The 12,469-nt window shown below is 69.7% G+C and carries 13 protein-coding genes; 3 read left to right on the top strand and 10 right to left on the bottom strand.

Going from position 1 to position 12,469, the window contains the following annotated elements; genetic code table 11:
- Positions 1–2: 2 nt before the first annotated feature.
- The 6 genes from ABD378_RS06355 to ABD378_RS06330 all read right to left on the bottom strand — a co-directional run bounded on the left by ABD378_RS06355 (position 3) and on the right by ABD378_RS06330 (position 4,815).
- The gene (locus ABD378_RS06355) at positions 3–572 is read right to left on the bottom strand and encodes a TetR/AcrR family transcriptional regulator (RefSeq protein WP_344519436.1); all 570 of its coding nucleotides are present in this window, start codon (positions 570–572) and stop codon (positions 3–5) included.
- 89 nt (positions 573–661) lie between these two features.
- The gene (locus tag ABD378_RS06350) at positions 662–1,444 is read right to left on the bottom strand and encodes an oxidoreductase (protein ID WP_344519435.1); all 783 of its coding nucleotides are present in this window, start codon (positions 1,442–1,444) and stop codon (positions 662–664) included.
- 151 nt (positions 1,445–1,595) lie between these two features.
- Positions 1,596–2,174 carry a TetR/AcrR family transcriptional regulator gene (locus ABD378_RS06345; RefSeq protein ID WP_344519434.1) on the bottom strand — a complete coding sequence of 193 codons (579 nt, stop codon included), beginning with the start codon at positions 2,172–2,174 and terminating at the stop codon, positions 1,596–1,598.
- 46 nt (positions 2,175–2,220) lie between these two features.
- Entirely contained in the window at positions 2,221–3,744 is a 1,524-nt protein-coding gene (locus ABD378_RS06340) for a DEAD/DEAH box helicase (protein ID WP_344519433.1), read from the bottom strand.
- Between the two features lie 162 nt (positions 3,745–3,906).
- On the bottom strand, positions 3,907–4,110 hold the full coding sequence (locus tag ABD378_RS06335) for a cold-shock protein (RefSeq protein WP_100598391.1): 204 nt from the start codon (positions 4,108–4,110) through the stop codon (positions 3,907–3,909).
- A gap of 276 nt (positions 4,111–4,386) precedes the next feature.
- Positions 4,387–4,815, bottom strand: a complete 429-nt coding sequence (locus ABD378_RS06330; protein WP_344519432.1) for a MarR family winged helix-turn-helix transcriptional regulator — start codon at positions 4,813–4,815, stop codon at positions 4,387–4,389.
- 78 nt (positions 4,816–4,893) lie between these two features.
- Between ABD378_RS06330 and ABD378_RS06325 the strand changes: the two genes are divergently transcribed.
- Positions 4,894–5,841 (top strand): MBL fold metallo-hydrolase, encoded by a 948-nt coding sequence (locus tag ABD378_RS06325; protein WP_344519431.1) that lies wholly within the window; start codon positions 4,894–4,896, stop codon positions 5,839–5,841.
- A gap of 30 nt (positions 5,842–5,871) precedes the next feature.
- Here ABD378_RS06325 and ABD378_RS06320 read toward each other — a convergent pair whose 3' ends face one another.
- Positions 5,872–7,125: a carboxylesterase family protein gene (locus tag ABD378_RS06320; RefSeq protein ID WP_344519429.1), complete on the bottom strand. Its 1,254-nt coding sequence runs from the start codon at positions 7,123–7,125 to the stop codon at positions 5,872–5,874.
- Positions 7,126–7,356: 231 nt separating this feature from the next.
- Here ABD378_RS06320 and ABD378_RS06315 point away from each other — a divergent pair, with 231 nt between their 5' ends.
- The gene (locus ABD378_RS06315; RefSeq protein ID WP_344519428.1) at positions 7,357–8,481 is read left to right on the top strand and encodes a sugar ABC transporter substrate-binding protein; all 1,125 of its coding nucleotides are present in this window, start codon (positions 7,357–7,359) and stop codon (positions 8,479–8,481) included.
- Positions 8,482–8,499: 18 nt separating this feature from the next.
- Here ABD378_RS06315 and ABD378_RS06310 read toward each other — a convergent pair whose 3' ends face one another.
- Positions 8,500–9,462, bottom strand: a complete 963-nt coding sequence (locus tag ABD378_RS06310; RefSeq protein ID WP_344519427.1) for an ankyrin repeat domain-containing protein — start codon at positions 9,460–9,462, stop codon at positions 8,500–8,502.
- A 72-nt stretch (positions 9,463–9,534) separates the two neighbouring features.
- Positions 9,535–10,470 (bottom strand): LysR family transcriptional regulator, encoded by a 936-nt coding sequence (locus ABD378_RS06305; RefSeq protein WP_344519426.1) that lies wholly within the window; start codon positions 10,468–10,470, stop codon positions 9,535–9,537.
- A gap of 227 nt (positions 10,471–10,697) precedes the next feature.
- Between ABD378_RS06305 and ABD378_RS06300 the strand changes: the two genes are divergently transcribed.
- Entirely contained in the window at positions 10,698–11,450 is a 753-nt protein-coding gene (locus ABD378_RS06300; RefSeq protein WP_344519424.1) for a sulfite exporter TauE/SafE family protein, read from the top strand.
- A gap of 67 nt (positions 11,451–11,517) precedes the next feature.
- Here ABD378_RS06300 and ABD378_RS06295 read toward each other — a convergent pair whose 3' ends face one another.
- Positions 11,518–12,456: an AraC family transcriptional regulator gene (locus tag ABD378_RS06295; RefSeq protein WP_344519423.1), complete on the bottom strand. Its 939-nt coding sequence runs from the start codon at positions 12,454–12,456 to the stop codon at positions 11,518–11,520.
- Positions 12,457–12,469: the final 13 nt, after the last annotated feature.

The following is a 12,469-nucleotide window of genomic DNA, read 5'->3' as shown; positions in this document are numbered from 1 at the left end:
CGTCAGGGCGCGGGCCAGTTCCGCAGCAGGGCGTCGAGGGCGTCCATGATGCGTGACCACGTTTCCTGCGAGTCCGGTTCGCTGTGGCTGAAGCCCCCCGCCAGCTCCAGGCTGACGTAGCCGTGGAAGACGCTGCCCAGCATCCGGACCGCGTGGGTCTGGTCGGGCTCCGTCAGGTCGTAACCACGCAGGATCGCCCGCGTCATGTGTGCGTGCCTGCCGCCGGCACTGGCGGCCGCCGTCTGCGGGTCGAGCCTCAGCTGGGCCGCGGCGTAACGCCCCGGGTGCTCTCGCGCGTAGTCGCGGTAGACGTTGGCGAGCGCGGTCAGGGCGTCCTTCCCGGCCCGCCCGGCCAGGGCGGCGGCGCCCCGGTCGGCGAGCTCTTCCAGGGAGAGGAGGGCGATCCTCGTCTTGAGGTCCTGAGAGTTCTTCAGGTGCGAGTACAGACTCGCGACCTTGACGTCGAACCGCCTGGCGAGCGCCGAGACGGTCACCTGCTCGAAGCCGACCTCGTCGGCCAGCTCCGCCCCGGCCCGGGCCAGGCGCTCCGTGGTCAGTCCTGCGCGAACCATGCCCTTCCCCTCCTTCAACCTAACCGATTATGCATTTGCCTAATACCTTTAGGCAAATCGGCTAGCCCTGTAGGGCAAGGATGGCACCATCAGACCGTCTTGACCGTGCCTCCGTCGATCACGTAATCCGCACCGGTGACGTTGCCCGCCACGCCCGAGAGCAGGAACGTGATCAGTGACGCCACCTCCCGAGGCTCGGTGATGCGCCCGCTGGTGATGTTGAACGCGGCCGGGATCTGCTCGAGGAACGCCCCGTGCTCGGCCCCGGCACTGGCCGCGACCTTGCCACCGAAGCCGTCGGGGTCCTCCCAGATGGCGGTGCGCACCACGCCGGGCGAGACGGTGTTGACCCGCACGCCCCGCGGCCCGAACTCCTCGGCCAGCGACTTGCCAAGCGAGGTGAGCGCCGCCTTGGCCGCGCTGTACGCGACGGGACCGGCCGCGGGCAGACGCGAGTTGATGGACGAGACGTTGACGATCGCGCCGCCGCGCTCGATCAGACTGGGCAGCGCGGCGCGGCTGACGCGGACCGCGCTGAGCAGGTTGAGGTCGAAGACGCCCTGCCACTGCGCGTCGTCGGTGTCGAGGAAGCCGACCGGCTCCACGGCATCACCGGCGCCGACGTTGTTCACAAGGAGGTCGATGCCGCCCAGTTCGGCGAAGGCGCCGTCCATGAGCACGGCCACCCCCTCCGGGGTACTGAGGTCGGCCGATACGGCGAAAGCTCCCGCTTCCTTGAGCTCGGGGGTGATGGTGCGGGCCGCGCCCACGACACGTACGCCCTCGTCGATCAGCGCCCTGACGGTGGCCAGGCCGATCCCGCGGCTGGCACCGGTGACGACGGCGGTCTTGCCCGTGAGGTCGAGCTTCATGATTCTCCAGCTCCTTCAGACAAACACTTCTTGAACTACAGGTACAAAACATGGGTACACGTCAACAGCCAAGGCATCGCTGAACGCCAAATGCCGAATTCCGAATGCCGAGCCGCGAACGGCGAGCGGCAAGCCGCTTACGGCGGAAAAGTCAGAGGGAGTCGACCGTCGCGTCGATCACCCTGGAAAGCCGCTCCGGCCCTTCCACGACCCGCGCCATCAGCCGCAAGCCGACGACCGTGGTCAGCAGCAGGCTTCCGACGGCGCGAGCGTCACGGCCGGGGGCAATCTCCCCCGCCCGCTGCCCCTTCTCCACCAGCGCGGAGAAGGCCTCCTCGGTGCGGTCGAACATGCGCCGGACAAGCTCGGTCGCCATCTCGTCCGTCCCGGCCAGCTCCGCCGCGGCGTTCACCGCCATACAGCCGCGCCGGTCCGGGTCGGCGAGGTCCATCTCGACGAGCAGCCACAGCGCCGCGCGCAACCGTTCCTTCACGGGCCCCGACTCCTCGAGCATCTCGATGAGAGCCACGGCCTGACTGTCGCGGTAGCGGCGCAGCGCCCGCTCGAACAGAGCGTGCTTGCTGCCGAAGGTGTTGTAGAGACTGCCCTTGCCGATGCCGAGCGCGTCGACGAGGTCCTGGGGCGTGGTGGCTGCGTACCCCTTGCGCCAGAACACGTCCATGGCCTGCTCGACGGCGGCGTCCGGATCGAACTGCTTCGGCCTTCCCATGATCAGGAGTCTAGGCCATTCTTGACCCGGAGGTCAATAACTTCGCTCAGGCAGCGCGACGCACCCGTGCGGCCTTACGGGCCTCAGCCATCTCGCGGGACTCGGCGGTCCGGCGGGAGCCGCCGCCGGAGCGGCCGGGCTGCCCGGGACGCGCGCCCATACCCCGGAAGGGGGCGCCGCCGCGCTGCTTGGGGCGCTCAGTGGGCTCGTTGCCACCGATCGGTACGCCCGAGGGGGCCTTCGCGCCGGTGATGCGGCTCAACGCAGCCTCGCCGGAACGGACTTGGGTGATCTGCGGCCGGATACCGGCAGCGGACATCAGACGGTTCATGTCACGGCGCTGATTGGGCGTCACCAGGGTGACCACGCTGCCGGACTCACCGGCGCGGGCCGTACGGCCGCCGCGGTGCAGGTAGTCCTTGTGATCGATGGGCGGGTCGACGTTCACGACGAGGTCGAGGTTGTCGACGTGAATCCCGCGGGCCGCGACGTTCGTGGCCACCAGGACCGTCACGGCGCCGGTCTTGAACTGGGCAAGGGTGCGGGTGCGCTGGGGCTGGGACTTGCCACCGTGCAGCGCCGCGGCGCGGACGCCGCTGCCCATCAGGTGCTTGGTGAACTGGTCGACGGCGTGCTTGGTGTCCAGGAACATGATCACCCGGCCCTCGCGAGCCGCGATCTCGGTGGCGGTCGCCATCTTGTCGGCGCCGTGCACGTGCAGTTCGTGGTGCTCCATCGTGGTGACCGCACCCTTGGAGGGGTCGACCGAGTGGACGACGGGGTCGTGGAGGTAGCTGCGCACCAGCAGGTCGACGTTGCGGTCCAGCGTGGCGGAGAACAGCATCCGCTGACCGTCGGGGCGCACCTGGTCGAGCAGTTCGGTGACCTGGGGCATGAAGCCCATGTCGGCCATCTGGTCGGCCTCGTCCAGGACGGTGATGCTCACCCGGTCAAGGCGGCAGTCCTTGCGCTCGATGAGGTCCTTGAGGCGGCCGGGCGTGGCGACGAGCACCTCGGCCCCGGACCGCAGCGCACCGGCCTGCCGGCCGATCGACATGCCGCCGACCACCGTGGCGATCTTCAGCTTCAGGGCGCGGGCGTACGGAGTGAGCGCCTCGGTGACCTGCTGTGCCAGCTCCCGGGTGGGCACGAGGACCAGGGCGAGGGGCCGCTTCGACTCGGCGCGCTGACCAGCGGTGCGCACGAGGAGCGGGAGCCCGAAGGCGAGGGTCTTGCCGGATCCGGTGCGGCCACGGCCCAGAACGTCACGGCCCGCGAGGGCGTTCGGCAACGTGGCGGCCTGGATCGGGAACGGCTCGGTCACGCCGAGACCGGTGAGGGTCTTCAACAGCGGGGCCGGCATGTCGAGTTCAGCGAAGGTCTCCGCCGCCGGGAGGCCCGGGGTGATGGTGACCGGCAGGGCGAACTCACCCTGTGGGGCGGCGGGACGGCGTCCCTGGCCGCCGGAGCGGTTGCCGGGGCCGCCGCCCTTGCGGGCGTTGGCGCCGCGGGGGCCGCCGCTGTTGCGGGGATTGGAATAGCGGTCGTTCGGGCGAGCTGAACGGTTCACGGAGAACCTTCCTCGATATGGCACGCATCGAGGAATTCTCGGTGAATTACAACCGAACGAATTGCAAGCACGAGCCGAATAAAAGACAAACTTCTCTAAACAGCAACGAGCTGGTGCCCGCACCGTGAGGTGCGGGCACCAGCGTCGTCTTACGCTTCAGCGTCAGGCAGGAACGATGTTCTCGGCCTGCGGGCCCTTCTGGCCCTGAGTGACATCGAAGTTCACCTTCTGGCCTTCCTGAAGCTCACGGAAGCCCTGGGTGGCGATGTTCGAGTAGTGGGCGAAGACGTCGGGGCCGCCACCCTCCTGCTCGATGAAGCCGAAGCCCTTTTCCGAGTTGAACCACTTCACGGTGCCAGTAGCCATACTAAATATCTCCTTCGGGGCAAGCCCGGGACCCGCACTGTGCGAACCCCGGCGTCGCCACGTTGATTGCCCCGTCCGGAAAACTTCTTCCGGAAATACAAAAGTGCCCGGCGGATATCGATCCACCAAAGGCACTTGAAGTCTTATGGGAACCACAACTGCAACTACGATCAACAGTAGCACGAGATGGCCTTCACGGCACGGGCAAGCTCTACATATTTCGCCCGACTGGCCGCGAGCCCGCACCACATTGCGGAAGTTTTCGGACCTCCCGTGTCAGCGGGGGCGAGAAATGGCCTGCTGGAGCAGGCCACGCAGGGCGTCCTGCTCCTTTTGCGTGAGGGCGGCGAGGGGCGAATCCTCGGCCAGCAGCCCCAAGAGCCGCTCCCGCAGCGCGCCGCCCTCCGTCGTGAGGACCAGCTGCTTGGCGCGTCGGTCGGAAGGGTGCGGGCGGCGCTCGATCAGCTCCTGCTTCTCGAGCTTGTCCACGACGAAGGTCGCGTTGGAGGGCTCGCAGCTCATGCGCTCGGCCAGCTCGCGCATGGTCATGGGCCCCGCCAGCTCCCGCAGCGCGGTCGCCTGCGGCGCGGTGAGCCCCAGCCGGGCGGCCCGTCCGCGGAGGTGCTCCGCGATCTGGTCGGCCATCCCGTTCACCAGGCCGCACAGCTGCCGCTCGGCGATGGCCTGCGATTCGGGGTTCGTCATGCGGTCCAGCCTAGCAAGTACATCCAGTCTGTATATTGTGAGCTTGAATGATTCAAGCTTGATGCATATGGTTGCCCCATGACCACTGTGACCACTGCCTCCCAGCACGAAGCCGCGACCGCACGCCTGCGTCGGCCCTCGGGCATCCGTTCCCTGCAACTCGGCGAGACGAAGGTGACGTACGTACCGGATGGAGCCGTCCAGCTCACGCCGCGGGGCTGGCTGCCGGACACCACCGACGAGGACTGGGCCGCCCGTCCCGAGTATCTGGACGACACCGGCCACCTCGCGGCGGGCATCGGCGGTCTCCTGGTCGAACACGGCGACCGTGCCCTTCTGATCGACACCGGCTTCGGACCGCAGTCCTTCCCGGCCGAGCCGGGCCACGCAATAGGCGCCATCCGGGGCGGCGAACTCCTGGACAACCTCGCCGCACTCGGCCGCGGGCCCGAGGAGATCGAAGCGGTCGCCTTCACCCACCTGCACATCGACCACATCGGCTGGGCCTGGCACCCCGCCCCGGGCAGCGATCAGCCGGCCTTCACCCGGGCCGACTACTTGGTGGCCGAACCCGAATGGTCACAACGCCACCTCCTGGAGGCGCACGGCACGGACAAGGAGACGCTCGCCGCGCTGGCACCGAAGGTGCGGACCGTGGCGGACGGACAGGAGATCTTCCCCGGCGTACGCGTCCGGTTCGTCCCCGGCCACACCCCTGGCCACGCCGCCTACGTCATCACGTCCAGCGGGCCGGGCGGACGGGGCGGACCGGGCTCGGGCGGACAACGCCTCATCGCCTTCGGCGACGCGCTCCACTCCCCCGTACAGATCGGCCGCCCCGAGTGGTCCGCGGCCCCCGACCACGACTCCGTCCAGTCCACGGACTTCCGCCACCGCCTCGTGCGCGAACTCCAGGAGCCCGACACCATCGGCTTCGGCATCCACTTCGCCGATGTGGTGTTCGGGCGGGTCCGCGCGGAAGCGGGCCGAGCCGTGTGGCACCCCCTGGACGACGACGGCGCGTGAGGCACCGGCCATCTCTCGCACTCCGGGGTGCTACCCGGGCACTCGCACACAACTCAACGGTGCGGACGTGGGCCCGGGCGTGCCCGTGCGGGCGAAGGTGATCCAGGCGGTGCGCAGGGCCGATCCGAGTGAGTCCACGTCCTCCCAGGCGACGTCCCCGAGCATCGGCGACGCTCGCCATGCCTTGCGAGAGCCGAAGAGGAGGGGGAGTTCGACGCAGTGGGTGGCGCCGAGGGGCGATCCGGCCGGGCGCCAGTCCAGGCGGTACCGGTGCACCTGGGCGCCCGCCCGCGCCGAACGCGCCCCGAAGAGGGAGAGGGGCTCCTCGTAGACGCGGCGGGTCAGCTCCGCCGTATCGTCGCCCTCGCCGGGGAACGCGGTCATGTCGTCGAGGTTCCAGCCGTACAGGATGTCGAGGCCGCGTACGTTCTCCTCCGACTCCTCCCGTTCCTCCAACTCCTTCGACTCCTTCGACTCCTTCGACTCCTCCAGGGGCCGGAAAGAGGGGGCGGTGGCCTCGACGGGAGTGAACGCGGGTTCCATCGTGTTGCCGGAGCGGCTCAGGTTGGCCAGGGCGGTCTCGCGCTGGGCCGCCAGGATCGCGGGTACGTCAGCGGTGCGCGGGTCCGTGGCGAGGAAGTCGGCGAAGAGACGGCCCAGCACCTGAGCGTCCTCGCGGGGGCGCGCCGCGAGCCCGAGCGGGGCGCTCTGCAGGATGGCGCGGCGAAACAGCCCCTTGGCCTCCGGCATGCCGAGAAGGAGGCGGATGGACAGACCGCCGGCCGACTGGCCCATCACCGTGACGTTGCCGGGGTCTCCCCCGTACGCGGCGATGTGCGCGCTGACCCAGCGCAGCGCCTCCAACTGGTCGTAGAGGCCGAGGTTGCCCTCGCTGGCCCCGTCGAGGCAGAGGTAACCGAGCGCTCCGAGGCGGTAGTTGACGCTGACGACCACCACATCGCCCTGGGCGGCGAGCGCGCCTCCGTCGTACCAGTCCATCAGCCCCGCGCCACTGCTGAACCCGCCGCCGTGCAACCACACGAGCACCGGCCGGGCCCCGGAGTCACGGGCCGGTGTCGTGACCGCCAGGTTCAGACAGTCCTCGCCCTGCGGGTGGCGATCGAGGGGCGGGCCCATCACCGCGTCGAGCCTGGAGGGCAGCTGCGGGCAGATCTCGCCGCTCGACGGGCGGGTGTCCGGGTCCGTCACGGGCTTCGGAGGGGCGAAGCGCTCCGCGGTGGCATAGCGAATCGGCCCGGTCCGGATCGTCGTTGATTCGGTCATCCTTCTTTCTACGCCCTCTGTGACGAGTAGGGCTGCCCCGGGCGCGACTTCCCTCGCCCAGGCCTGTGAGCTCGACTGATGGCACGTGTAAATGTCGGACAGTTCAATACTGAAACGCACATTCCATTGCAATCTCGTTATGCATTGACTCCTTGACGCCGGGAACGCTCCGGGGTTGGCTTTCAGCCATCTCGGATCACAACGAAGCGGTCCGATCGAGGAAGTGGGCGAATGAGAACCCGTACGCGTGAAGCCACCGTCGCCGTATCTGTGAGCGCTCTGGCACTCTCGCTCACCGCATGCGGGAGCCTTCTGGGCTCCGACGACGACGGAGAGTCACAGACCGAGAGGAAGGGTGACGCGGTCACCGTCGGTCTGCTCCTGCCCGAGGCGGAGACGGCTCGCTACGAGAAGTTCGACCACCCCATCATCGAGAAACAGGTCAAGCAGCTCACCAACGGCAAGGGCAAGCTCGTCTACGCCAACGCCGACGAGGACGCCGCCAAGCAGAGCAACCAGCTCGATCAGATGGTCGCCGACAAGGTCGACGCGATCCTGGTGAGCGCGGTGGACGCGAAGAAGATCGCGCCGTCGGTCAAGAAGGCGAAGGAAGCGGACATTCCCGTCATCGCCTACGACCGGCTCGCCGAGGGCCCCGTCTCCGGGTACGTGGCCTTCGACAACGAACTGGTCGGCCAGGTCCAGGGCCAGGCGATCCTGAAGGCGCTCGGCAGCGGCAACCGCCAGAACAGCAAGATCGTCATGATCAACGGTTCACCGACCGACCCGAACGCCGCCGTCTTCAAGGAAGGCGCGCTCTCCCAGCTCCAGAACCAGGTGGACATCGCCAAGTCGTACGACACCGAGGGCTGGAAGCCGAAGGCCGCGGGCAGCCACATGACCGAGGCGATCACCGAGATCGGCAAGGACAACATCGCCGCTGTCTACTCCGCCAACGACGGTATGGCGGGCGGCGCCATCAAGGCCCTCAAGGCCGCCGGGCTCACCGACCTCCCGCCGGTCACCGGCCAGGACGCGGAGCTGCCGGCCGTGCAGCGCATCGTCACGGGCGAGCAGTACATGAGCGTCTACAAGCCCTACCCCGAAGAGGCAGTCGGCGCCGCGGAGATGGCGGTCCGGATCGCCCAGGGCCGCATGGTCGAGTACGACGCCCTGGCCGGGGACAGCTCCGACAACGCCACCACGAAGAACATCCCCTCCCTCCTGGTCTCCGTGCGACCTCTGACCCGGGACACCATCAAGTCCACGGTCATCAAGGACGGCATCTACAACACCAAGGAGATCTGCACGGCCGAGTTCAAGGCGGCGTGCGCGACGGTCGGCCTCAAGGGCTAGTGAGGGATCAATGCACGCTCAGTGCCAGTAGTCGCGCTGAGGCAGCTTGAGCCATATGTCGGGCGGCCCGGTGACGGCGCGGGCGTCGGTCAGGCGTAGGCCGACGTGGGCGCAGGCGTAGGCGACGGCGCTGTGGCGGTAGAGGTAGGAGGCGAGGACTTCTTCTGAGGAGTCGTCCTCGCCCGGCCCGCCTCCTGGGTGCAGGTCCCAGCCTTCTACGGCGCCGTCTCGCACGATGCTGCCCTGATTGCCGCTCTTGGGGTTGGCATAGAGGCCGTAGCAGACGGTTCCCGCGGAGAGCAGGGTCTGCACGCCGGGCATCTGCGGTGCGTAGCCCCAGGGTTGGGTGATGACGCAGCCGCCCGGCACATCGGTGGCGCCGATGATCCGCAGGGACTCGTCCATGTCGTACGTCCAGAGGTCCTCCAGGAGGGAGTCCAGCTCAGGGTCTTCGTACGGCTCGGTCCCCAGTCTGCGCGCGGCCTCGGCCGCGTCGATCCCGGCCACGCACGCGAGACCCGTGCCCTCGTAGTGAAGATCGCCGAGGGCCGCGGTCAGCCGTCTGCCCTCCGTCGCGGCGGCGGACTCCGCCGGGGTCAGGCCGCGCTCGCCAGCCGGAACCATGAAGAGGTCCGGGGTCGGCCCCGCCAGGCTGAGCCGCCCAGGGGACCAGTCCGCCAGCGCGGTGCGCCACGGGTCGGCCCCGGCGGCGGTCAGGACACGGGCGTTGTCCGCGCGGTCGGACAGGACCGCGGCCCAGAGAGCGGTGCAGCCCTCCTCCTCCGCGTCGACGTCGTCGACACGGCGGGACAGTTCGGCGACCACTTCCGGTGAGCCGAACACGGCCGCCCGGTGCAGGGGGCGGCCACCGCTCCACGCATTCGGGTCGGCCCCGCGCTCGAGCCGATCCCGCACCCGCGCGTGGTCCCGCCAGCCGTCCCAGCCGAGCCCCGCCCAGCCGTCACCTTCGCCAACAGCCATGACACTCCCCCCTCATGGTGGCCGCAGCACCTGCCCACCTGCGTCGTGTCGTCGTCGGCCACTCACTGAACGCTACAGACGCCTACTGACAATCTCCCCCGGCAGCTGCTGAGGGACGCGTGCGCCCGGGCAGTTGTGGCTGACCGTTTCGGCGAAGGCCTTGGCCAAGGGGGACAGCGCGTCCCAGCGGCGTACCGCCCAGCCGGTCCACAGCGTGGGCAGTTCCGGGATCGGGATCAGGTGCAGGTCGGGGTGGCCAGGGCCGCGCCAGCCCGGCAGGTCGGGGACGATCGCGTGGCCGAGGCCGAGTTCGGCGAGCAGCAGGGCGGTGTCCCAGTCGGCGACGCTGGTGTCGGAGGCCGGGCTGATGCCGCGCTCGGTGAACCAGGCGTCCAGGCGCGCCCGGGAAGTCGTGCTCTCCGGGAGCCCGATGAGCCGGATGCCGGCCAGGTCGGCGGTGGTGACCAGCGGCTTCGCGGCGAGAGGGTCGTCACAGTGAACGGCGAGCACCCAGGGAAGTTCGATCACGGGACGCTGCTCGATGCCCTTCACCGGTGCGCCCAGGGTGATCCAGGCCAGGTCGAGGCCGCCCGCGATGAGGGCGTCGAAGCAGCTGCGGCTGGAGTGCGCGGTCTCGAACTCCAGGCTCACCTCGGGATGGCGCCGACGGAAGGCCACGATCGCGTCGGACATGAAGTGCCGCACCGTGGTCGCGCCGGTGGTGATCCGCACCGATCCGCCCTCGCCCTGCACCAGGTCGCTCAGCCGGCGCAGGGCGTGGTCGATGTCGCCGAGGCCGCCTGCCGCCGCGTTCTGCAGGAGCAGTCCGGCCGGGGTGGGGACGACCCCGCGCGGGTGGCGTTCGAGCAGGCTGAGCCCCAGCTCACGCTCCAGGCGCTTGATGTGCTGGCTGACCGCCGGCTGCGTACAGGAAAGGTCGCGGGCGACGGCGCTGAGGCTGCCCGTTCGGCAGACGGCGACGAAGACGCGCAGGTCGTCGAGTGTCATGGAGAGTGAAGCTACAGCTTGGGGGTCTGCAAGGAAACCCGAGTATTGACTTGGGTGTTGGCCGAGCGGGACGATCTTCCAGGGCCCAGGGCGGCAACCCGGCCCGGTCCGCACGTCATCCGGAGGACGTGCGGACCGGGCCGGGTGCCGACCCGCCTCCGCACCAGACTTCTCCGTCCCGGGCTGCCCGCGCTCCGGTACGCCGACCGTCCCAGGAAGGGCGATCCATGCACGCACTCGAGACAGTGGCCATCGCGGCTGCGGCCGTCGCGGCCGGCGGCATCAACGCGGTGGTCGGCTCAGGCACCCTGATCACCTTCCCCACGCTGCTCGCCTTCGGATACCCGCCCGTGCTGGCCAACGTCTCCAACACCGTCGGGCTCGTCCCCGGCGTCATCAGTGCGGCGTACGGATATCGCGCCGAGCTCAAGGGCCAGCGGACCCGCCTCATCAGGCTCGGCCTCGCGTCGCTCCTGGGCGGTGTCGCGGGAGCGGTGCTGCTCCTGAAGCTGTCCGCCGACACGTTCCGCGCCGCGGTGCCGGTGCTGATCCTGCTCGCCTGCGTGCTGGTGCTGTTGCAGCCCCACCTGCAGAAGTGGCTCGCGCGGCGCGACGGCGGCGGCCGTGCGGACGGCGGCGTCCCCCTGTGGACCGGCGTCATGGTCACCGGTGTCTACGGCGGCTACTTCGGAGCGGCCCAAGGGGTGCTGCTCATGGGCCTGCTCGGGTCGCTCCTCCGTGACGACCTACAGCGCCTGAACGCCGTCAAGAACGTCCTCGCGGGCCTCGTGAACGGCGTCGCCGCGGTCATCTTCGTCGCGGTGACGACCGTCGACTGGTCGGTGGCCGGCGTGATCGCCCTCGGCTCGACCCTGGGCGGTCTGATAGGCGCACGGGTGGGCCGCCGCCTGTCGCCCGCCGTGCTCCGCGGGGTCATTGTCGCCGTCGGTGTGACGGCGGCTGTCGCCGTGGCCGTGTAGAGGGGGTGAGCGTGTGGGCGTGTGGGCGTGCGGGCGTGCGGGGGTGTGGGCGTGTGAACGAGACCGCCTAGGCCGCCCTGCTCTGGCGCCGGTAGCCCCCCGGCGCCAGGCCGTACTCCCGCTTGAAGGCCTTGGCGAAGGCGAACTCCGAGCCGTATCCGGTGCGGGCGGCGACCGTGGTCAGCGGGGCGTCGGACTCCCGCAGCATGCGGGCGGCGGTCGTCATGCGCCAGCGGGTCAGATAGGCCATCGGCGGTTCGCCGACCAGCGTGGCGAACCGCCGGGCGAACGCGGCGCGGGACAGCCCGGCCCGCTCCGCGAGGGACTCGACCGTCCACGCCGCGGCGGGATTGTCGTGCATGGCCGTCAGGGCGGGCGCGACCGCGGCGTCACCGAGGGCCGCCGCCCAGCCCTGCGCGGCGGCCGACGGCTGGTCGTCCAGCCACGCCCGCAGGATGTAGAGGAGCAGCGAGTCGATCAGACTGGGCACGATGCCGTCGGAGCCGATGCGCGGGTTCTCCAGCTCGGACCCGAGGAGCTGGACGGCGGCGCTCAGCTCCGGATGGCGGCCGTGCCGCGTCGGCAGATGGATCACCTCGGGCAACTGGCGTACCAGAGGGTGCGGCCGCCCCTGGTCCAGGTGGTAGCTGCCGCACAGCAGCCGGGTCTCGGCGCCATCGCCGCCGAGCGTGACCGAGCCGATCGGTGAACTCCCGTGGAACTGCTCGTTCTTGAACTCCTCGGCCGGGGTGGAGGGATGGTCGGCGAGGACATGGCCCCGCCCACCGCGCAGGAAGATCACATCACCGGGGCTCAGCGGAATCGGCGCCAGGTGCGGCGGCGCGTCCGGGAGAGGCACCAGCCAGCAGGTGCCGTACAGCACCACGTGGAAGCCGGCGCCCGCGACGGGTGGCAGGTGCAGGCCCCAGGGGGCGCGGCCGTTGGTCCGTACGGACGCCGGGTGCCCCGTGCGCATCGAGGCCAGCGCCTCGGTGAGGATGTCCATCCGGCCTCGCCCT

Origin of the sequence: Streptomyces rectiviolaceus (genome assembly GCF_039533825.1) — a bacterium.
Taxonomy (GTDB): Bacteria; Actinomycetota; Actinomycetes; order Streptomycetales; family Streptomycetaceae; genus Streptomyces; species Streptomyces rectiviolaceus.
The sequence above is the reverse complement of the archived record's forward strand: the minus strand, read 5'-3'. Positions and strand labels throughout refer to the sequence as shown.

What these genes read in the sequence shown, in the direction of transcription:
- ABD378_RS06355 (WP_344519436.1), bottom strand. Translation starts at nt 572, where the DNA reads ATGGTTCGCGCAGGACTGACCACGGAGCGCCTGGCCCGGGCCGGGGCG.
- ABD378_RS06350 (WP_344519435.1), bottom strand. Translation starts at nt 1,444, where the DNA reads ATGAAGCTCGACCTCACGGGCAAGACCGCCGTCGTCACCGGTGCCAGC.
- ABD378_RS06345 (WP_344519434.1), bottom strand. Translation starts at nt 2,174, where the DNA reads ATGGGAAGGCCGAAGCAGTTCGATCCGGACGCCGCCGTCGAGCAGGCC.
- ABD378_RS06335 (WP_100598391.1), bottom strand. Translation starts at nt 4,110, where the DNA reads ATGGCTACTGGCACCGTGAAGTGGTTCAACTCGGAAAAGGGCTTCGGC.
- ABD378_RS06330 (WP_344519432.1), bottom strand. Translation starts at nt 4,815, where the DNA reads ATGACGAACCCCGAATCGCAGGCCATCGCCGAGCGGCAGCTGTGCGGC.
- ABD378_RS06325 (WP_344519431.1), top strand. Translation starts at nt 4,894, where the DNA reads ATGACCACTGTGACCACTGCCTCCCAGCACGAAGCCGCGACCGCACGC.
- ABD378_RS06320 (WP_344519429.1), bottom strand. Translation starts at nt 7,125, where the DNA reads ATGACCGAATCAACGACGATCCGGACCGGGCCGATTCGCTATGCCACC.
- ABD378_RS06315 (WP_344519428.1), top strand. Translation starts at nt 7,357, where the DNA reads ATGAGAACCCGTACGCGTGAAGCCACCGTCGCCGTATCTGTGAGCGCT.
- ABD378_RS06310 (WP_344519427.1), bottom strand. Translation starts at nt 9,462, where the DNA reads ATGGCTGTTGGCGAAGGTGACGGCTGGGCGGGGCTCGGCTGGGACGGC.
- ABD378_RS06305 (WP_344519426.1), bottom strand. Translation starts at nt 10,470, where the DNA reads ATGACACTCGACGACCTGCGCGTCTTCGTCGCCGTCTGCCGAACGGGC.
- ABD378_RS06300 (WP_344519424.1), top strand. Translation starts at nt 10,698, where the DNA reads ATGCACGCACTCGAGACAGTGGCCATCGCGGCTGCGGCCGTCGCGGCC.
- ABD378_RS06295 (WP_344519423.1), bottom strand. Translation starts at nt 12,456, where the DNA reads ATGGACATCCTCACCGAGGCGCTGGCCTCGATGCGCACGGGGCACCCG.